Annotated in this window: 13 protein-coding genes; 12 read left to right on the forward strand and 1 reads right to left on the reverse strand. The window is 63.4% G+C overall.

Going from position 1 to position 20,528, the window contains the following annotated elements; translation table 11 throughout:
- The first annotated feature begins 38 nt into the window (after window positions 1-38).
- The 3 genes from EP7_RS21285 (at window position 39) to EP7_RS21295 (ending at window position 9,687) form a co-directional block, all read left to right on the forward strand.
- A complete protein-coding gene (locus EP7_RS21285) occupies window positions 39-6,815 on the forward strand; it encodes a hypothetical protein (protein ID WP_463524155.1) in 6,777 nt (2,258 codons plus the stop codon).
- Window positions 6,816-6,969: 154 nt separating this feature from the next.
- Complete coding sequence (locus EP7_RS21290; protein WP_463524156.1) at window positions 6,970-8,214, forward strand: DUF1559 family PulG-like putative transporter; 1,245 nt, start codon at window positions 6,970-6,972, stop codon at window positions 8,212-8,214.
- Window positions 8,215-8,430: 216 nt separating this feature from the next.
- Complete coding sequence (locus EP7_RS21295; RefSeq protein WP_463524157.1) at window positions 8,431-9,687, forward strand: DUF1559 family PulG-like putative transporter; 1,257 nt, start codon at window positions 8,431-8,433, stop codon at window positions 9,685-9,687.
- A 91-nt stretch (window positions 9,688-9,778) separates the two neighbouring features.
- Here EP7_RS21295 and rlmN read toward each other — a convergent pair whose 3' ends face one another.
- Window positions 9,779-10,699, reverse strand: a complete 921-nt coding sequence (rlmN, locus tag EP7_RS21300) for a 23S rRNA (adenine(2503)-C(2))-methyltransferase RlmN (RefSeq protein ID WP_463524158.1) — start codon at window positions 10,697-10,699, stop codon at window positions 9,779-9,781.
- Between the two features lie 376 nt (window positions 10,700-11,075).
- Between rlmN and EP7_RS21305 the strand changes: the two genes are divergently transcribed.
- From EP7_RS21305 to EP7_RS21345, 9 genes are all read left to right on the forward strand, one after another.
- A complete protein-coding gene (locus EP7_RS21305) occupies window positions 11,076-12,650 on the forward strand; it encodes a trypsin-like peptidase domain-containing protein (RefSeq protein ID WP_463524159.1) in 1,575 nt (524 codons plus the stop codon).
- 156 nt (window positions 12,651-12,806) lie between these two features.
- Window positions 12,807-13,547: a DUF6655 family protein gene (locus EP7_RS21310; RefSeq protein WP_463524160.1), complete on the forward strand. Its 741-nt coding sequence runs from the start codon at window positions 12,807-12,809 to the stop codon at window positions 13,545-13,547.
- A 124-nt stretch (window positions 13,548-13,671) separates the two neighbouring features.
- The gene (locus EP7_RS21315; RefSeq protein ID WP_463524161.1) at window positions 13,672-14,205 is read left to right on the forward strand and encodes an adenine phosphoribosyltransferase; all 534 of its coding nucleotides are present in this window, start codon (window positions 13,672-13,674) and stop codon (window positions 14,203-14,205) included.
- 138 nt (window positions 14,206-14,343) lie between these two features.
- Entirely contained in the window at window positions 14,344-15,873 is a 1,530-nt protein-coding gene (locus EP7_RS21320) for a phytoene desaturase family protein (protein ID WP_463524162.1), read from the forward strand.
- A gap of 10 nt (window positions 15,874-15,883) precedes the next feature.
- The gene (locus EP7_RS21325; protein WP_463524163.1) at window positions 15,884-17,056 is read left to right on the forward strand and encodes a glycosyltransferase family 2 protein; all 1,173 of its coding nucleotides are present in this window, start codon (window positions 15,884-15,886) and stop codon (window positions 17,054-17,056) included.
- A complete protein-coding gene (locus EP7_RS21330) occupies window positions 17,053-17,817 on the forward strand; it encodes a lysophospholipid acyltransferase family protein (protein ID WP_463524164.1) in 765 nt (254 codons plus the stop codon). The genes EP7_RS21325 and EP7_RS21330 overlap by 4 nt, the downstream gene beginning before the upstream one ends.
- Window positions 17,818-17,876: 59 nt before the next feature.
- A complete protein-coding gene (locus EP7_RS21335) occupies window positions 17,877-19,331 on the forward strand; it encodes an ArnT family glycosyltransferase (RefSeq protein ID WP_463524165.1) in 1,455 nt (484 codons plus the stop codon).
- Window positions 19,321-20,121: a 3-methyl-2-oxobutanoate hydroxymethyltransferase gene (panB, locus tag EP7_RS21340; protein WP_463524166.1), complete on the forward strand. Its 801-nt coding sequence runs from the start codon at window positions 19,321-19,323 to the stop codon at window positions 20,119-20,121. The genes EP7_RS21335 and panB overlap by 11 nt, the downstream gene beginning before the upstream one ends.
- A 20-nt stretch (window positions 20,122-20,141) precedes the next feature.
- Entirely contained in the window at window positions 20,142-20,522 is a 381-nt protein-coding gene (locus EP7_RS21345) for a 4a-hydroxytetrahydrobiopterin dehydratase (RefSeq protein ID WP_463524167.1), read from the forward strand.
- Window positions 20,523-20,528: the final 6 nt, after the last annotated feature.

The following is a 20,528-nucleotide window of genomic DNA, read 5'->3' on the forward strand; positions in this document are numbered from 1 at the left end:
ATGCCGGGAACACATCTGCTCAGGAGGGATGGATCATCATGCTCGCCCGAAGAAATCGAACAGCCGGACGCCGTCGAGGCGTGGTGCTCATCCTGATCCTGGGAATGCTCGGCCTGATGGCCCTGATCGGCGTAACTTTCGCCGCATTTGCCGGCCAGGCTCAGGTTGGCTCCCGCAACTTTGCCGCGGGGGTTGCCTCGGCTAATGCCGAGCAGATGATGGATTACGCCCTGGCGCAGCTCATCAACGACACAAACAATCCGCTCTCTGCGCTGCGCGGACATAGTCTTGGCCGCGACATGTACGGCAATGACTCCGTCATGGCGAATGGTATTAATAATTCGCTCTACAAGAATTATCTGGAGGCGCTACCGAATGGAAATTTCATCAGACTTCAGAGCGTGGGGACACACCCTGGCGGCTCGCCTCATCCCACGCTGGCCGGCAAAATTCGGTACGAGACGAACATCCCGGTTGGATATACCTATCCCCAGCTCTATGGGCTGAACTTCACCCAGTGGACGGCACGGATTCAGGATCCGACAGGTCCCTACGCTGCCCAGACCTTCGAGATCCTCGAGGACGATATCCTCTCCGGTGCGAACCATATCTTGACGCTCTCGGTCTCAGATGACCAGATCAGCAAGCCGCTTCCGCACCCGACCCCTCATCCGACTCCCGGCCAGAATGTGGGGGCCGATAGGGCGGACAATGTTCCCCCGACAACGCTCTTTAACAACAACACTAACGGCCTCACGCAGCCCACTCCCCCGACGCTTCTCGCCCCTCCTGCACCTGGTGTCACGTTTCTAAGCTCACCTAGAGACCTTTCTGGCGCAGTTAACACGGCCGCTCGAGTTGTACTCGATGGCCGCCGTATTCGCGCATTCAATGGTCCAGGTGTCAGTGCATTGAGTCGGACGCTTGCCGACGGCATCACTGAGATCAACGCGGGGTACTACCCTAACTACCGGATTAATGGTGGTCTTCTCAAGCCACTGGGAACTTATGCGGGCGTCAACGCCGGAGGTAACCCCGATGCCGTCGGCCTCGACGAAGACTATGACGCCTGCGACCTCGAGAATTGGTTTCTCGCCATCCAGAGTGCCGATGGCAAGGTTGTGGTCCCATCCTTCCACCGCCCGGGCATTATCCGCGTGGATAATCCTGGCAATCTGCTCAACGACGACTGGATGCGGCGAGATGTGGAGGCTGCCGCAAGATTTCTTCGGCCTCGTCAGATCGACCATCCGCGCAGCGGCTTGAGAAACCTGTATCCCGACGCTAATAACCAGATCACTTACGACATTGACAACGACGGCGACGGCACGACGGACTCCGTCTGGCTCGACCTGGGATTTCCGCCGTCTCGTGACTTGTCGGGACGACTCTCCAAGCCCCTTTTCGCGTTCCTCGTGCTCGGCCTCAACGGTCGAATGCCGCTCAATACCGTCGGCAACCTGCAAGCTCGCGACTCCAACGCATACGACTCCCCGACCGGCACCAATCCGGTCCGTTATCCGGCCAACCTCCCGACCTTCGATCATGCGTCACACTTGGGCTACTCACCGAGCGAGATCAACCCGAAATTCGCCCTCCAAGTCCCATACGACCCAGACCCGCTTGTGACGATGAAATATTCGTTGGCGGATAATGCACTCGACCCGAACGATCTGCCTTTACAGCTCCCTGTCTTCCCTGCGCCGCCTATCGTTCCAGGGCGGAATTATCGAGGCGTCCCTGTCTGGCTCACACAACTCCGTAATCTGCTCGCCGGAACCAGGCCTCAGAAGGATCCTCAATCGACCGACTTCACGGCGAATGGTGACGCGAATCTCGTCTATTTCAATGGCGCCACTTACGCCATGCCAAACGGACTCTTCGACAACAACGACAGCATTGGTACCAGCGCTGGGATTGTGAATATCAACACCCCCGCCGTTCCCGGTCGTTGGGGCGAAGCGGGATTTATTCCCACGGCCTTGCATAACAGGGTCATCTCGGTGGCTGGCTCGTCGATCCCAACAAATACTCCTGCCACGGTACTCAATTGGATCTACCCGCCGGCTCGTGCCGGCGCGACCTGGCCCGGTGGCACCGGAATGACTTTCCCGCTCAACCATCTGAATTGGATGAACCCGGTCCGGGCCGGTAAATCGGCCTCACCCGACGCCCCACACGCCACGGACTCGACCGACGACAATTACACCGCCTGGGATCCATACCCTTATTTTCAACGCGGCCCCAATAACTCACCCCCTTTGAGCACGCCCGAGTATTACAACCACCTTGACAACTCGGGCTCGCTAACTCTCGCCTCCGAGCGGATGCGAAGATTTCTCACCCCTGTCGACGTCTCCGGCAGCGGTCGTGTCGTTCGGTATGACTCTCCTTCGCCCGCGAAAGTGGGTCTTACAGCGGCCGATCTCGGTTCTGATGCGAACTGGGGGGCGGATTCCTACGGTCGGGTCGGGTATTTCAATTACTTCAGGCCCCCTGGCCTGCCGGGTTATGAGATCCAGAATGGTTTTTCCACCTGGGTTGCACCCCCGGGCCTGACCAATATGGCAGATACCGCCACCAACGGTCTCGGATGGCCCGCCAATACTGCTGCAAGGTCGACGAACCTTAACGTCACCGGGGGTTTTGAGTCGAGGCGGATCCCCGGGGGCATCAATCGCCGTTCGATGGGCCGTATGCCTCAGGACAATACGACCGCAATCCAGACTGCCCAGGGCGACGCTGGCCTGCCACAAGCCCTCACGTATCTCTCTCAATCTCTACTACTCGACTATGGCAGTCTCCGCGGCATCTCATCCGTCAGTTCTGAGCCGAGCATCGAGACGATTACCACGCGCACCGGGACTTATCCCGATAATTACACGGTGCCCCCTCCGTCGACGACCGATTCTCCCATGGGTTCGCTCGCGGACGGTCTGAGGATGGCGAGCGTCCAGTACCCGATGGGGAGCCTTGGCCGCGATGAAGCCGACGAGATGAATCTCTATCTGCCCACCAACGTGGACTCCCCATACAGCGTGAGCGACCTGGAATGGCTCTACCGCCTGCATGACACGGACGGCAGTTCGCTCACCAGCAGGTTGGCGAAACTTGCCCCTATCAGTTTCACCAATCCCGATGACGGACTCACACGTCGCCGGCTTTTCTCGGTCGACTCCTGGGAATTGACCAATGCCGCTTGGTCACCCGACAATCCCGTCAGCTCGTTCCACGGTGCGATGGGGGTCCCGGCTTTCCCCAATAATTCCCACTTCGCGCCTTTCGCCAATGCCAGCGTCGCCAACTTCAGTGGCTACCAAACCCCCCTTTCTCCGGTCAACCTGGTCGACGGATCCGGCGTCTATCCGGCGTCCGAAACTCCTTCGGTCGCCCACGCAGACAAGAAGATCAACCTGAACTTCCCCCTTCCAATCTCGAACGACCCCGATGAACCGGTCCGGAAGAAATGGATTGGCGAAACCTACAAGTATATGAAGATGGTCCTGCCGCCCAGGGCCGTAGATACCCCCGAAGAACTGGCCGAGCTGAGCCAGTTTCTCGTCAATCTGGTCGACTTCAGGGACACCGACGGCGCTTGCACCCACTTCGCCAACCCCGACCTGAAACTCGTCGATGCGAGGGCAATTTCCCCGCCCCGTGTGGTCTTCATCAATGATGTGATTGATCCAGCGGTCTTCAGCACAAGGATTTTTGAGCAGTTCGGGATGGAGTACAACCCGATTGCACTCAACGAGGTGCTCGCCTACCGCTTTGAAGGCAAACCTTCTGGTGTTGCCACCTCGATGACCAGGCTGTTCATCGAGGTTGTGAACACGCTCGTCGAGACGGAACCCGCCGGTTCTGCCGACCTGACTCCCTCCACTGACTTGAGGGGATGGGAACTTCTGATCCTCCCCGACAATCCGGCAGGTCGCCCCAATCCGGTCAACGGCCAACTCTCGATTGATCCTCTCGCCCCCGCGCTCGCCACGAACAAGATCCAAGGCGTTCCGCTCTCGTCCTTGAGCCGTAGTCCGACGGCCGCGGCTCCGCTCGCCCAGAGTATCCCACCACTGGCCAGTCCGGTTTTGAATGCCGACAACCCCGGCCGGTACTATTACGTCATTGGACGAGACCCTTTCGACGCGACCGGTGCGCGGATTGATCCAGCCTCCGTCGAGCATGCTACGCCGGCAGTTGCTCCCGATGCTTACCTCCAGCCCGCGCCAGCGGCAACCGTGAACCAAGATTTATTCAGGCAATTAGATCTCATCGTCGATCCGGCCAATTTCGTCGACGCCGGCACAGGCCCCACACTTCGGACGGTTCCGGTCGCTGCAGAACGTAACTTCAAGTGGCTTTATCTCCTCCGACCATCCAACCCTTTCGATCCTACCTCGGCGAAGGTCGTGGCAGACTGCATTCGATTCGCGTTCACCGACACGGGCGGTAGAGCAAACCCCGTTGCGATGGGCACGGGGATGCCCCTGACGACTCAAAGGCTGCAGCCCTTCCGCGGCGGACATTTGATCAGCCCCATCGGTCCCACGGCCGCGACTACTCCCGCCGCCAGCGGCCTGACTCCCTTCAGCCCTTCGGACGCCTACGGATACTCGGAGCAGACCTCTTCCCCGAGCGGAACCGGCGACACCCGTACAGGCCCCATTGGCAGTACAGGAGGGACCATCAGGCAGGTCCTCGGATCCTCCACCGATAACCCCCTAAATGTTGCAACGACTCCTAATACGCCGCTCATCCTCTCAACGCTTGGGGCGGGCAACATTCCTTCCGACCCGAACTGGGAGAGGTTCACGTTCCTCGACCGCGATTTCCAAAGCGTTGCCGAGATCTTGATGGTTCCGGTGACCCCGCCGGGCTTGTTCACCAAGAGGTTTGTTGAGAACGCCCCCCCGGCGCTCAATGTAGGTGCCTACTCAATCAGCAATGATCCCGTGCCGACGGCAATCCCCGCCGTCGGACTAGACGCAGGACAGCAGTTCCCCAGGACAACACTCGCCGATGCGACGAATCCAGACAAAATTGTGGCCCTGACTTTCCCCTACTTATCCGACAAATTCTTCTACACCGCCGCATCCGACGCCTTCCATCCCGGTGTGAATACTGACGCTAGCACCACCCGCCGCACCACGGGTACGCAGGGGGGATGGACTTCCGCGGGTTGGCATAGGATGCTGGAATTCTTCGATGTTCCGAGTCCGGCGCTCGGCTCGATCGGGCTGGTGCAAGATGGGGCGAATTTCGATTGGGCGCGCCAGGACCTGAAGCCCGGCATGCTCAACATGAATCTGATCATCGACCAGGAGGTCTTCCTTGGGCTCCTCGATAACCCCAATCTCGACCTGAGCAATGCGCTCGCCCCGGCCGATGGGACTACCCCGAGGGTCGTCAATCAGATCGGGAGTGCCCTGAATTACCCGAATGCCTCTTTTGCCATGACGTCCAAGTATCTCGTCTATCCCAATGATGACGATTCCTACCATAAAGAGGGGACTACCTTAGTCCCACTACTCCCGCTCGTCCTGCCGCATAGCCCAGAAATGGGTATGACGGCCGCATTCTCCGATTTCCTTAAGCTACGACACGGGGGCTCGGGCTACCTGTTCGCCTTCGGGACCGGGGTCGTGGGCTCGGGTGCAGCCCCGACGAAAACCGTGACCCCCAGCATCGTCGAGGCCAATTCTCGGGTTGCCGCCGAGCGGCCATTCCGCTCCCTCTCCTATCCAGACATCGATTACACGGTCCTTCGCCCGGCAACACTGCCGCCGAATCTGCTATCTCTAGATGCAACGCTTCAGGTCCCTCCGCTCCTGTCCGCTCCGCTCGTCACCACGCCAGCCCAGGGGAACACTCAACCCGACTTCAAGGTCGATGGACCGGCCTCAAACTATTACACGGGCGACCCTGGGGTGAAAAATCCATGGGTCACCCCAGCAGTGTTGCCGCCCAACCCGGCAGCCTCATTTCCTGCCTATCGGATGCTCGCTGATTTGGCCACTTCGACCTCCGTCGTACCGAATGGCAATGGGAGTCTAGTCGCGGACGCCACCACCAACCCCCTCGGGACAATCACAACAATCGTCCCAAGCACAGGGGCAGACTTTATGCGTGCGTCGATCACTACAAGTGTCAATGTGACGACCACGCCGCCTTACAATGTCCCTCAACCTCCGCCAATTCCCACGCGTCGTCTGTTCGCAATCGCCGATGCTCCGAATCCCCCTGGCATGATCGCTCCTCCGACGAATAAGTTTCCTGCCAACAGGCCGCCGATGTACAACAGCAACGCGGCCACGAAGCAGATCTGGACGGCACTTGGCGATAACGGTCAGCCCGAGATCAACCAGCCAATTCTGCATCCAAATCTTTCGAATCCCTTGGCTAATCTCACCGCCTCGGGAAGGTACGAGACACCTACCTTTAACTCACGCTTCCTCGGCGGTTCGGACCCGACTGATCGCAGGCAGCACCCTTACTTCCGCACCGAGATGCTCCAGAAGGTGATGAACCTGACCACAGTCCGAACGCACCAATTCGCTGTTTGGATTACCGTCGGCTTTTTCCAGGTCGTCCGGCCTGGGAATGCGACTTTTATCAATCCGGACCCCACGTACCTCCCCGACGTCATCGCTCAGCCCCAGCCGGACGAACTTGGCCCGGAGATCGACCTGGAATTGGGTCGGAACCGACGATTCCGCTCGTTCTTTGTGCTGGACCGAACCAGGCTGAATGGGTTCAACCCTGGCAACCCGCAAGACTTCCGCGACGTTGTCACCTATCGTCGCCGGATCGAATGAGGTCGGCCGCGACACGAACACGCGCCGGGTTCGTAATACAAAACAAACCCGGCGCGACCCGTCAACTTCGATGCTCAAGCCTTGCCCGGCATCACCCGCCCGCGATAAGATACCAAGAATTACGGTCCCCGAATTTCTTCCGAAAGGACCAGTCATGACGCGTCGTCGTCGCCCCGGTTTCACGCTGATCGAATTGCTGGTTGTGATCAGCATCATCGGCGTGCTGATGGGCCTGCTTCTGCCCGCCGTGCAGGCGGCGCGTAAGGCGGCCCGCAAGATGCAGTGCGCCAACAACATCCGCCAGGTCGGCCTCGGCCTGATCGGATTCATGAACGCCAAGAATTACCTGCCCAACTCCGGCACCTACGGCGAGCCCGACGTCCCGGGAGCCACCTCGAACATCGCCGCCACCGCCTTCGGCACCTCCTTCGCTGGAACCGCCTCCGCAGGCGTCACCACGAAGGTCGACCAAGGCCCGCTCTATAGCTGGGTGGTGGACTGCCTGCCTTACCTCGACAATCAGGACATGTACAACGCCTACAATCGTAGCCGCCTGTACTATGACACCGGCCTGGTCCGGGAGACGGGCTCCACGGTTCAGATCCCGTCCAACTTCACGGTGGCGAGCACCGCGATCAAGATCCTTCAGTGCCCCGACGACGACACGCTGGCCGAAGGTCAGGGCAATCTCTCCTACGTGGTCAACGGCGGCTTCTCCCGCTGGCACTATCCGGCCGCCTTCACCGCCGCCGACAACGCCACGGTCGGCTGGGTTGGTGGTGCGCTCGGCGATGGCTCGCCCGGCCCGGCTCCCACCTGGGGCCAGAAGGGTGTTGCTGAACGCCTGGGCGTGATGTTCCTCGGCTCGTCCTCGGGTCGTGCCCCTTGGGACGTCCGCACGACTCCCAGCAGCATCATCGACGGCACGAGCACGACCGTCCTGGCCAGCGAGAATCGCGCCGCCGGTTACTCACCCCAGATCTTCGGCTCGACCGTCTCCCTGGCCTCGAACTGGGCGACCCCTCACCCGAACTATGTCACGTTCATCGGGTCGGGCAGGATTTGCCCCGGCGGCGTCTGCGACTTCACGGCCTCGGGCCTCATGGCCAGCAACACGGGCACCGGCGGCCAGCAGATGGACGGGCCCGCCTGGTCGTTCGCCAACAAGTCGGGCACGAACGAGAACATCAACGGGTCGCTGACCGCCTCCGACGGCCGTTACCCCTATCCCACGAGCTATCACTCTGGCGGCGTGAACGTCGTGATGTGCGACGGCTCGGTTCGCTACGTCAATGACACCATCGACGGCAGCGTCTGGGCCAAGGTCCTCTCGCCCGCCGGCAGCAAGCTCCCCGTCATCAAGCAGCTCCCGGTCGATGCCGACGCCATCGGCAACTGATCCGGATGAAATTTAAACTCGATTGATCTTCAGAACCCCGGCACGATCTCCATGATCGTGCCGGGGTTCCTTGCGTCAATGCTTGCACCCATTGACGCTCGCACTCGTACAGGGAAAACTAACTCGACGGTGGAATTCGGGCTCAGGACCACTCGACTTGCCGCCCAATAAAATCGCGGTTCTCTTGGTCTTCAACCTCTCTCGGAAGGACCAGCCATGACGCGTCGTCGTCGCCCCGGTTTCACGCTGATCGAGTTGCTGGTTGTGATCAGCATCATCGGCGTGTTGATGGGCCTGCTCCTGCCCGCCGTGCAGTCGTCACGCAGGGCGGCCCGCAAGGCGCAGTGCGCCAACAACATCCGCCAGGTTGGCATCGGCCTGATTGGCTTCATGAACGCCAAGGGCTATCTGCCCAACGCCGGCACGTTCGGCGAAGCGGATGTGATCGGCGAGCATTCCAACATCGAAGGATCCTTGTATGGATCGAACTTCGGGGGATCGGCCACCGGTGGCAACTCGACCAAGGTTGACCAGGGCCCGCTCTTCAGTTGGGTCGTCGACTGCCTGCCGTACTTCGATGAGCAGGGACTGTACAACTCATTCAATCGCAACCGCCTCTACTTTGACAAAGGCGCGATGCGTGAGCTGTCATCGGTCCAGTCGCCCTCGAATGCCATCGTCTCGAGCACGACGATCTCGGTCCTCCAGTGTCCCGATGACGACACACTCGTTCTGGGCCAGGGGAACCTCTCCTACGTCGTCAACGGTGGATTTACCCTCTGGCACCACCCATCCACGCTTCCGCCCGACCCCAACAAGCCCCCTCGCTTGAACCAGATTGCGGGTTGGACGGGCAGCCAGCTCGGCGACGGCGTCCCAGGGCCCACCCCTTGGTGGGGCCAGAAGGGGATCTCCGAGCGCCTCGGCGTCATGTTCCTCGGCTCCAATACCGGCGGCTGCCCCTGGGACGCCCGCTCGAGTCCCACCAGCTTCATGGACGGCTCGTCCACGACCGTCCTGGCGTCCGAAAACCGGGCGGCCGGATATTCCTCTCAAGTCCTCGGCTCGACCGGCGGCATCAGTTCGGGCTGGGCGAGCCCGCACCCGAACTACATGATGTTCATCGCGTCGGGCAAGATCTGCCAGAATGGCCTGTGCGATACCAGCCCCTATGGCCTCTCCGTGAACGTCGACGGCAACGGCGGCCAGACCGATGGGCCCGCCTGGTCGATGGCCAACAAGGCGGGCACCTTCGAAAATATCAACGGGTCACTCACTGCGAGCGACGGCCGTTTCCCTTATCCGTCCAGCTATCATGCCGGCGGCGTGAATGTCGTCATGTGTGACGGCTCGGTCAGGTTCGTGAACGATAAAATCGACGGCACCGTCTGGGCCAAGATCCTCTCGCCCGCCGGAAGCATGATCCCCGTCATCAAGCAGCTCCCGGTCGACTCCGACGCCATCGGAAATTGATCGGTCGAGTTCAGCCCCTACAAACTCAGCGCCCCGGCACCGTGGCCACCACCGTGTCGGGCGTGCTTGTTTCGAAGCTTCACCCCTTTCCTCAGGCAACCGAGTCCGCCGCAGCCAACGTGCCGCAGGCCGCCTGGATGTCGGCACCCCCGGAATACCTGCGGACGACCGGCTGTCCGACGTACTTCGTCAAGGCATCGCGAAATGCCGCCATCTCTTTGGGGCCTGGAGCCTGGAAGGACCCCTTCGGGTCGGTTACGTCGATGAGGTCGATGCGCGTCGGCGTGTCGCCGATCAGTTCGCCCAGGGCTCGTGCATCGTCCTCGCCGACGTTGCGGCCGCCGATGCAGACGTAAGCGAGATTGATCCGCTGACGACGTGCCAGGGCGTGACGTCGCGCGGCGGCCATGACCTCGGCGGCCGACCAACGGGCCGCGACCGGCACGAGTTCCCTGCGTTTCTCGTCGATGGCCGCCCCTAGGCTGATGGTCAGGCGATACTTGTGCCCCTCGGTCGTGTAGCGGTCGATCTCGGGGACGAGGCCGACGGTGCTGATCGTGATCGCGCGGGCTCCGATCGAGGCCCCGTAAGAGCAGCGGAACAGGTCGGCGGCGGCCATCACGCGGTCGTAGTTGGCCAGGGGCTCGCCCATCCCCATGAAGACGATTCCCGTGACCCGCCGGCCCTGGCTTTCCACCATGGATCGGGCCTGCAAGAACTGGTCGACAATCTCCCAGGTCGCCAGGTTTCGCCTGACCTTCATCCGGGCCGTCGCGCAGAAGACACAGCCCATCGCGCACCCGACCTGAGACGACAGGCAGAGGCTCACCGCACCGATCTTGTGTAGCGGGATCAGGACCGTCTCCAGCGCCAGGCCATCGTTGGTCCCGAATCTGAGTTTCTGGAACCCGTCCAGGGGCGATGTCACCGACGCTTCAAGCCGCAGCCTCGGCAGCTCACCCGCCGCCAGACTCAGCACCTTGGGGACCTGGAATCGAGTTCCCCAGACCATTGGATCGAATTCTTCCCTCCCGACCACAGCACGAACCATGCGCCGTGCCGCCTCTTCGGTCACCCCCAGCGCCAGGCAACGCTCGATCATTCGTCCCGGCGTCTGGTCTCTTGGGTCGAGCACGGCAACTCCGCTCTCTGGAATCGTATGATTACGACCGGCCATCCGAGGATCGTCGTCTCAAGGATCTCGGAGGCCGGCCGAATGACTGATCGAACGCATTTCCGTCAATAATTGAGGCCGGTCCCAGGTCGCCCGAAAAAAAAGGGGCGCAAACCATCCGGTCTTCTCGCTCGTAGAAGCTGAGTTGGCTGTTTCCCGAGGGAAGCGCCACCCAATGCGATTCTCTTAAAACGACCCCAGGAGTTCACTTCGCATGAATCGGAATCTCGTCGCCTGGGCTGCACTGGTCGTCTCCACGGCCTCGCTCGTCAGCTCGCAAGCCATGACCCGCAAGGTGCCCGCCGCGCCCGACCTCCCGGCGGAGGGCCAGAAGGTCGCCCGTGAACTGTCCGAGGCCTTCGAGGCCGTCTCGGAATTCGTCAAGCCTTCGGTCGTCCAGATTAGCGTCCAGCGCAAGTCCGGCGCCACTGCAAAGCTGCGCGGCGCCCCCGGCCGCGGCAATCCGTTCGGTCCCAACGGCAACGTTCCGACCGATCCCAAAGAGCTGCAGGAGATGCTGAAGAAGTTCTTCGGCCCCGAATTCAAGCTGGAGAAGGAGCAATTCTCCCCCGGCGAACAAGGGACCGGCTCGGGCTTCGTCTACGACGACAAGGGCCATCTCCTCACCAATAACCACGTCGTCGAAGGGGCTGAGAAGCTCGTCGTGACCTTCCACGACGGGACCGAATTGCCGGCCAAGGTCGTGGGCACCGACCCCGAGACCGACGTCGCCGTGATCAAGGTCGACTCGTCCGAGTACCGTGCGATGCTCCGGGGCAATAGCTCCAAGCTCCGCGTCGGCGAGTGGATCCTCGCCGTCGGCTCCCCCTTCGGCCTCAGCCAGACGGTGACCGCCGGGATCATCAGCGCCACCGAGCGGAACGAGATCGGCATCAACCCGTTCGAGGCGTTCATCCAGACCGACGCGGCCATCAACCCGGGCAACTCGGGCGGCCCGATGGTCGACATGAACGGCCGGGTCGTGGGCATTAACTCGGCGATCGTCACGGGCACTCGCAGCAATGCCGGGGTCGGCTTCGCCATCCCCATCGACATGGCCTCTGAGCTTGCCGACAAGCTCATCCGCGACGGCAAGGTCAACCGCGCCCGCATGGGTGTTGGCCTCGAGGTCCTGACCCCCATTCTCGCCAAGCAGCTGGGCCTGGACTCCAAGACCAAGGGGATCGTCGTCGATCAGGTCCTGAAGGGGAGCCCCGCCGACAAGGCCGGCTTGAAGGTGGGCGACGTCATCCTGTCGTTCAACGGTGAGCCTGTCCTGAGCCGGGCCAGCTTCCGGATCAAGGTCTCCAGCAGCGATACGGGCAAGGCTTATGACCTGGGCTACTTCCGCGAAGGGGAGAATTCCAAGACGAGCGTGACCCTCGCACCGCAGGATCAGGTCGTCTTCGACCAGGAACGGGTCGGGCGTGAGCAGCGAGCCGAGAAGGAAGCGACGAAGAAGGAAGAGACTCCCGCGCCCAAGGTGGTCAGCGAGGGCTTCGGGCTCGAAGTGCAGCCCCTCACCCCCGAGTTGGCCAAGCAGTTTGGACATGCGGAAGGGACCGAAGGCCTGGTCATCTCCAAGGTCAAGCCTGGCGGTGAAGCCGAAGCGGCCGGCCTGGAATCCGGTCAGGTCATCACCAAGGTCATCAAGGACAAGAAGGTGACCGCCGTCTCCGAGCTGAAGGACTTCGACGCGATACTCGCCAAGGGTGACACCATCGCAGTGTTCATTGAGGTGCCCGGTGGTGTGGGCAAATTCGTCACTTTGAGCAAGGTGAGCAAGTAAGTCAGACCAGGCTTCCGACAGTGCGGACGGGAGACGGGGCGGGCCCGGCGAGAGAATTCTCGCCGGGCCCGTTCGCGTTGACCGTTCGGCACCGAACCGCTACCCTCTCGATCCGCCGGCCGGACTTGGACAGGCGGGCCTACCCGAGGAATGCGCATGCGGGCGATGCTCAAGGTCACGGTCCTCAGCTTCCTGGGCCTGTTCGCGGCGGGCTGCGGCACCACCAAGGTGACCGGGACCGCGCGATCTGGCACCGAGCAGCTCCTGCTCACGAATGCCTGGGACACCGCGATCCAGAAGGTCGACTTCCGCCCCCTGACGGGCGTGCCGGTCTACCTGGACACCACCAACGCGATGGCGCAGGACCAGGGATGGGTCGTCTCGAGCCTCCGCCAGGCGATGCTCACCCAGGGCGTCCTGCTTCGCGCCAAGCCCGAGCAGGCCCAGTGGATCGTCGAGGCCCGCGTGGGCGCCTATGGCACCGACTCGTACAACTGGCTCGTCGGCGTGCCCCAGGTCACCATCCCGACGACCGTCACGGGCATGCCGGCCGGGACGATCCCCGAGATTCCGTTCATCAAGAAGAGCGACCAGCAGGCCGTGGCCAAGCTCGCCCTGTTCGCCTATGACCGGGGCTCGGGCCGTGTGACCTGGACGTCGGGCACGTCTCTGGGAACCGCCAACGCCAAGGACGTCTACCTGGGCTGGATCGGGCCGATCCAGTCGGGCACCATCCGCGGTGGGACCGAGTTCGTGGGTGTCAAGCTGCCCACGGCGGGCGATCTGCATGGGGGCACCGACGGGCCGGCTGCAAGCAAGGACGCCCTTCCCTTCAGCACGCCTGCGATCCGGACCCCCGCCATCACCGGCGACACCGACTCGTTCTCGCCGCCATGATCGCCCGGATTCGGCCACGGCCTACCCCCATCGACCCGGAGTGGGTGCACAATGGGCCCGATTCGGTTATAACGGGCAGGTCCAATGCGGGACGACCCCGCTCGGGCCATGTCCGGAGCCGCCCATGACCCCGCCCGCCTCCCAGGTTGATCCTCGCGACTTTATCCGCGATGTCCCCGACTTTCCCAAGCCGGGCATCCTCTTCAAAGACATCACCCCGCTGCTGTCTGACCCGGCCGCCTTCGCCGCCGTCATCGACGGCCTGGCCGAGGCATTCAAAGACCGCCATATTGACGGAGTGGCCGCGGCCGAAGCCCGCGGGTTCATCTTCGGAGCTCCCCTGGCGCTCAAGCTCGGCGTCGCCTTCATCCCGATTCGCAAGCCGGGCAAACTTCCCTTTCAGAAGATCTCCCACAAGTACGACCTCGAATACGGGTCGGACCAGGTCGAGATGCATTCCGACGCCGTGAGCAAGGGTCAGAAGATCCTCCTCCTCGACGACGTCCTGGCCACCGGCGGCACGATGAAGGCCTGCCACAACCTGGTCTCCGACGCAGGCGGCGAGGTGGTCGCCTGCGCCTTCGTCGTCGAGCTGGCCTTCCTGGAAGGGCGTTCCAAGCTCGAGCCCTGCGAGATCTTCAGCTTGATCTCCTACTGATCCGACGTCGGTCCTGTCGGACGCGGAGAGGACCGGGCCCGCATGAGGCCCGGCCCTTCGGGGGTAGCCGATTGCGTTCTCGTGCCTAGACTCAACTGGGTTGAATGCAAAGGGCGTTGCGACGGGAGCGATCGACAGATGGACCACAGACGGGTCGTGGTCATCGGCGCGGGAATCGGCGGGCTCTCGGCGGCCCTTGAACTCCGACGGCGCGGGTATGAGGTCACCGTCCTGGAGCGCCACCCGTACGTCGGCGGCAAGGCCCGAGAACGCCACGAGGCGGGGTTCCGCTGGGACGAAGGGCCGAGCATCGTCGTGATGCCCTGGGTCTATCGGACCTTGTTCGAGGCGAGCGGGCTCGATCCGGACGCCTACTTGCCGATGGATCGGCTCGATCCCGCCTTCCGCGTGGTCCTCACCGACGGCACCGACCTGACCATCCCGGCCGACGAGAAAGGGCTCTGCGACGCCTTCTCCGAGATCGACCCGGTCGACGGCCAGGCCTTGCGCGGCTTCCTGGAGAAGCTCGACCGATTCGCCGCCCTCATCGGTCACGCCTACTGCGACCGTCAGCTGGAGAGCTGGGGGCAGGTGATGCTCTCCCCCCTGCTCCTCTCCGCCGCGCTCATCTCCCCGCGTCAGTCCTACGCCGCCGAGATCGACAAGACGTTCCGGTCGAAGGCGATTCGCGAGTTGCTCTACGGCTTCCCGACCTATTCGGGGTTCGACCCCAAGCGGGCGCCCGCCTCGCTGACGATCATCCCCTGGACGATCATACGCGAGGGGGTCTGGTATCCGCGATCCGGGGGCATCGCCGCGATCCCGCAGGCGATTGCCCGCGCCTGCCGCGACGTCGGCGTCGAGATCGTCAACGGCGTGGAGGTCGAGGCGATCGAGCTCTCCGCCGCGGGCCATGTCGTGGGGGTCGCCACGTCGGCGGGCCGGTTCCCGGCTGCCGGGGTCGTCTCCAATGGCGACTACGTGAACACCCATCGCCTGCTGCGCGGCGGCAAGGGGTTTGGCAAGGAAGTCGAGTCGCTGCGAGCGGGCAAGGCGGAGCCTTCGAGCTCATTCTTCACGATCGAACTGGGCTGTGACCGGACCTGGGACAACCTGGCCCATCACCTGCTCGTGCTGACCCCGGGCTCCGACCGCGTCTATGACGAACTCTTCGAACGTGGCCAGTATCCGACCGATCCGCCGATCTACGTGAACGCGACCAGCGTGACCGACAAGGCCGACGCGATCGAAGGGGGATCGAACCCGTTCATCGTCATCGGTGCCCCCCCATTGCGGACCGAGGATCAGGCGGCCGATCGCGAGTTCGAGGCGCGTTATGCCGACCAGCTTCTGGCCAGGCTCGAAGGGGTAGGCCTGACCGGCTTGCGGGCGTCCGCTGTCACCCGCCAGATCAAGGGGCCGACTGACTGGCGCGACGACTTCAACGCGTTCAGGGGGGCCATCTACGGCTTGGGCAACAAGCACAATATCCTCGGCGGTAGCTTCCGCCCGCTCGTCTACCGGAAGGATGTTCCGGGGCTCTACTTCGTGGGGGGTGGCGTACAGCCTGGCGCGGGGATGCCGATGGTGGTTCAGAGTGGCAAGATCGTCGCGGACCGCCTTGCCCGCGACTTCCCCGTCTCGGCCCCATCGGTCGCACGACGTTGAGGCTCGCCCGATGAGCCTCGTCTGGATTCTTGCCGTCCTGGCGGCACTTGCGGTTTGCCTCGCCTGGTCGTGCCTCGCCGCACGTCTCATCGGCCGTCGACATGCCTACGCGTTCCTGGGCCCTGATTCGACGACGGTTGACCAACCGCCGAGGATCGACGCGATCATCCCGGCACGCGACGAGGAAGAACATCTCGAGGCGACGCTGCGGGGGCTGGCCTCGCAGGACTTTCCGGACCTAGCCATGATTGTTGTCGACGACCAGTCGAGCGACAGGACGGCCAAGATCGCGGAGTCGCTCGCGGATCGCCTTGGCGCGCCGATCCGTCTGGTTCGTGGCGTCGAGCGTCCGGCCGGCTGGGTGGGCAAGACCTGGGCAGTGCATCAGGGGGTCGAGACGTCGACGGCGGACTGGATCTGGTTCGTCGACGCCGACATGACTCTGCACCCTCGGGCCCTGGCGACCGCCATGAACCTGGCTCGCTTGCATGGGTCCGACTGCGTCTCGCTCTTCCCCAGGCCGGTCTGTCGGACCTTCTGGCAGGCGACGATCGCGACTTCGTTCCTGCAGATCCTGGCCCAGCTTTATCCGTTCGACCGGGTCAACGATCCCTCAAATCCCGAGGCCGTCGCCGCCGGCGGGTTCATCCTGGTTCGCCGGTCGGTTTACCTTGATATCGGCGGTCACGAGTCGGTTCGCGGCGAGATCGTCGAAGACATCCAGCTCGCGCGGCGGATCAAGCGGGGGGGCTTCCGCCTGACGGTCGCCCTGGCCCCCGAGCTGGCCAGGACCCATATGTACGGCAGCCTGGCGGCGATCGGGCGTGGACTGCGCAAGAACGCGTATGCCGGCATGGACTATATCTTCTACAAGTTTGCGTTCGGCCTGATCTTCGGGGTGTTGATGGCCTGGACCCCGCTCGTCACGCTGGTTGCCGGTCTCGGATTCGGGAACCTTGTGCTCATCGGGCTGGGTGCCTGGGGGATGCTGGCTCAGGCCGCGGCCAGTTATCCGACGACGCGATTCCTTGGCGTCTCTCCCCTGTATGCATTCGCATTCCCGGCGGGAATCTCGGCCTACATGGCCATCGCCGCGTCGAGCGTCTGGCAGTACCATCGTGGCGGGACGGTCTGGAAAGGCCGGCGGTTCGAAGCGACGCACGATGAGTTGGGGGCGCGATGAAACCCGGCGAGGAGGCCCGGATCATCCGAGCCGATAAGAGGGGCTGGCCCCGCCTGGCCGTGCACTCGATGATCGTCGGCAGGATGCGCAAGGGCCTGTTCCGGGTCAGGGCGCAAGGCCTGGAACGGCTGCGGGCCTCGATGGATGCGGAGCCCGGAGGGACGCTCTTCGTCGCAAATCACTCGTGCTGGTGGGACCTCTTCCTGGCCCACTACCTCAACGAGCAGGTCCCCGTTGACGGCTACGGCATGATGGAGCATGCAAATCTCAAGAGGTTTCGCTTCTTCAATCGGATCGGCGCATTCTCGGTCGACCGGGAAGATCTCGCCTCGGTCCGCGCATCGCTGGACTACACATGCGAGCTGCTTGAACGCCCCCGATCGGGCGTCTGGATCTTCCCTCAAGGCAAGATCGTGGCCAATGACGCCCGGCCGCTCGACTTCCGGCCCGGGCTGAGGGCTCTCGTACGACGGGCGGGGCGGGTGCGGATCACCCCCGCGGCCTTGCGGTACGAATTCTGGCAGGACGAGAGGCCCGAGGCCTTCGTCCGATTCAGCGAACCCCGCTGGTACACTCGCGACGACCTGCCCCTGCTTCTCGGATCGGTCGAAGAACGCCTGATTGCCGAGCTGGATGCACTGAACGTCGACGTCCGATCGCAGGAAGCCGGGCGTTTTACCACGCTGCTACAAGGTCGCGAGTCGATCAGCGAACGTTACGGCCGATTCGTGGCCGGTTTGCGCCGCGAGAGGCCGGGTTGACCGGGCTCGCCCTTCGGCTACGATGCCGCGGGATCGAGGCCTGCGGAGGATGTGCTCGGATGGATCGGCGTCTGGAATGGATCCTGCTGGCGGTATTGCTGGCCTGGGTCCTCGGGCTCCGGGCTACGCAGCTCGATCAACCGATCCTGGAAAACTACGTCGGCCGCCAGATCCCGACGGCGATGGTCGCGCGAAACCTGGAGCGAGGCTCGGGTTTCCTCCACCCGCAGCTCGACACCGAGCCGACCCCCAACCTATTCCTGGTCGAACCGCCGATCTATGCGGCGACGGTCGTCGGTCTCCGACGGCTGACCGGCTTGAATCTAGAACAGGCCGGGCGTTGCCTTTCGGCCCTGGGGGCGACGCTGGCCGCCTGGGGTTTGTTCGGCCTGGTCCGCCGCCGTGAAGGCCCGGCCGTGGCCTTGCTGGCGGTTGCCGCCTGGTCGATCTGCCCGCTGACCGTCCGCTACGGTCGAGCCTTCCAGCCCGACATGCTGATGATGGGCCTCTGGATCGCCGGGCTCGAACTTCTGGACCGGGGGACCAGCAGGCGGGTTCCCGGGCTTTTCCTGGTCGCGCTCGGGCTGACGATGAAGGTGACGTCGGCCCCGATGCTGGTCCCTCTGCTGGCGATCTTGCCCTGGAAGCGGCTGCCGAAGCTGCTGCTCTGCCTGACCCTGCTCGTCCCAGCGGGGCTCTGGTACGTACATGCGGGCCGGACGATGGCCTTGGCGGGGGGATCGCAGGCCTCGGCGGAGAACGGCGCAATCTGGCTCTCGGTGCTCGTGCCCAGGGCTTTGCTGGAAACAGAGACGTGGTGGCACGCCGTCCGCTTCACGTTGCTCCGAGGGTTCACGCCCCCGGGGTTTGTCCTCGCGATTTACGGCTTCTGGCTGGGTGGTCCGTTCTGGCGACAATGGACCCTTGCAGCGCTGGCCGGCTTGCTCGCGCTCGCCGCCAAGCTCCATCACGAGTATTATTGGTTGGCCCTGGCGCCCGTCGCTTCGGTTGGCATCGCTCGCGGTATCGCCAAGCTCTGGAAGGCACGCCGCGCTCGGCGGATCGCCGGCCTGGCGCTGGCCTTGGTGCTGGTCGGCTGGAGCCATGCCGCGACGCGTTCGACCTGGCGGACTCCGCCCGAGTGGGCTTCGTGGGATGTCGCGATCCGCGAGATCGAGCGAGTCGTCCCCGAGGGTGAATCGATCGTCGCGCCCGAGGCCTTGCTCTATCTGGCGGACAGGCGAGGCTGCCGGATGGAGTACTCGGCCGACTCGATACGTCGGGCGATCCGCGAATGGCCCGGGCCGCATCCACGGGCCCTCGAAGCGACGGACCTGCTTGATTTCTACGGCACCCGGGGTGCGACCTTTTACGCGGACCTGACTACCGAGGCCGACCCCGATCGCCGGGCGACGCTGGACCTGATCCGCCGGAATTACCCCGTGGTCGTCGACGGCTCGGGCGTCTTGATCGTCAGGCTCAGAGCTTTGAGAGGATCTGCGGATGGCCGTTGAACCCGCCGTCGTCACCCCGTTCGACCTCCTCAGATGGAAGGTCGACGGCCGCAAGGTCGTGATGCTCACGGCGTACGACTACACGATGGCCCGCCTGCTCGACGCCGCCGGCGTCGACTGCCTGCTGGTGGGCGACTCGCTCGGCACCGTCGTCCAGGGGCGTGAGAACACCCTGCGTGTCACCCTCGACCAGGTGGTCTATCACGCCGAGATGGTCTCTCGCGCGGCAAAACGCGCCCTCGTCGTGGCCGACCTGCCATTCGGCAGCTACGAAGAATCGCCCGAGCAGGCGCTCCGCTCGGCGACTCGGCTTCTCAAGGAGACGGATTGCCGCGCGGTGAAGCTCGAAGGGGGACGGCGGATGTCCGAGACGATCAAGACCCTCGTCCGCGCCGGGATCCCCGTCATGGGTCACGTCGGGCTGACCCCCCAGGCGGTGCATCGCCTGGGGGGCTTCAAGGTCCAGCGAGACTCCGACGACATTGCCTCGGACGCACGGGCCGTCGCGGAGGCGGGAGCCTTCGCGATCGTCCTCGAATGCGTCCCGTCGCCGGTCGCCGAGCGCGTCACCGGCGAGGTCAAGATCCCCATCATCGGGATCGGAGCGGGGCCGACCTGCGACGGGCAGGTGCTGGTCACCAACGACATGTTCGGGCTCTTCGACGCCTTCCAGCCCAAATTCGTCAGGCGCTACGCCGACCTCGGCGCCGCCATCGGCGAGGGGGCCGGTCGTTATGCCGACGACGTCCGCCAGGGCAAATTCCCGACAATCGCCGAGAGCTTTCGATGATCTAACCGGAGCATCCAGCCATGCCCGACACCACCCGAGATGATCTCATCCGCAAGCGGTGCGTCCCTTGCGAGGGAGGCGTCCCCGCGCTGACGCCCGCCGAGGCCGCCACGCTGCGACCTCATGTCCCGGAATGGTCGATCACAGCCGATGGCAAGCGGATCCGTCGCGAGTGGATCGCCAAGAACTTCGTCGCCGCGATCCGGTTCTTCGACAAGATCGCCGACCTGGCCGAGACAGAGGGGCACCACCCCGATCTCCACCTGGAAGGCTACCGCAACGTAGCCGTGGAAGTCTGGACCCACGCCATCGGCGGGCTTTCCGAGAACGACTTCATCCTGGCCGCCAAGATCGACGAGATCCCCTTCGACCAGAAGAAGCCGAAGGGGAGCCAGCCGTAACTCCCG

Source organism: Isosphaeraceae bacterium EP7 (assembly GCA_038400315.1).
Classification (GTDB): Bacteria; Planctomycetota; Planctomycetia; order Isosphaerales; family Isosphaeraceae; genus EP7.

Bases quoted from the DNA above. Each gene is read 5' to 3' on its own strand.
- EP7_RS21285 (WP_463524155.1), top strand. From the start codon at position 39: ATGCTCGCCCGAAGAAATCGAACAGCCGGACGCCGTCGAGGCGTGGTG.
- EP7_RS21290 (WP_463524156.1), top strand. From the start codon at position 6,970: ATGACGCGTCGTCGTCGCCCCGGTTTCACGCTGATCGAATTGCTGGTT.
- EP7_RS21295 (WP_463524157.1), top strand. From the start codon at position 8,431: ATGACGCGTCGTCGTCGCCCCGGTTTCACGCTGATCGAGTTGCTGGTT.
- rlmN (WP_463524158.1), bottom strand. From the start codon at position 10,699: ATGGTCTGGGGAACTCGATTCCAGGTCCCCAAGGTGCTGAGTCTGGCG.
- EP7_RS21305 (WP_463524159.1), top strand. From the start codon at position 11,076: ATGAATCGGAATCTCGTCGCCTGGGCTGCACTGGTCGTCTCCACGGCC.
- EP7_RS21310 (WP_463524160.1), top strand. From the start codon at position 12,807: ATGCGGGCGATGCTCAAGGTCACGGTCCTCAGCTTCCTGGGCCTGTTC.
- EP7_RS21315 (WP_463524161.1), top strand. From the start codon at position 13,672: ATGACCCCGCCCGCCTCCCAGGTTGATCCTCGCGACTTTATCCGCGAT.
- EP7_RS21320 (WP_463524162.1), top strand. From the start codon at position 14,344: ATGGACCACAGACGGGTCGTGGTCATCGGCGCGGGAATCGGCGGGCTC.
- EP7_RS21325 (WP_463524163.1), top strand. From the start codon at position 15,884: ATGAGCCTCGTCTGGATTCTTGCCGTCCTGGCGGCACTTGCGGTTTGC.
- EP7_RS21330 (WP_463524164.1), top strand. From the start codon at position 17,053: ATGAAACCCGGCGAGGAGGCCCGGATCATCCGAGCCGATAAGAGGGGC.
- EP7_RS21335 (WP_463524165.1), top strand. From the start codon at position 17,877: ATGGATCGGCGTCTGGAATGGATCCTGCTGGCGGTATTGCTGGCCTGG.
- panB (WP_463524166.1), top strand. From the start codon at position 19,321: ATGGCCGTTGAACCCGCCGTCGTCACCCCGTTCGACCTCCTCAGATGG.
- EP7_RS21345 (WP_463524167.1), top strand. From the start codon at position 20,142: ATGCCCGACACCACCCGAGATGATCTCATCCGCAAGCGGTGCGTCCCT.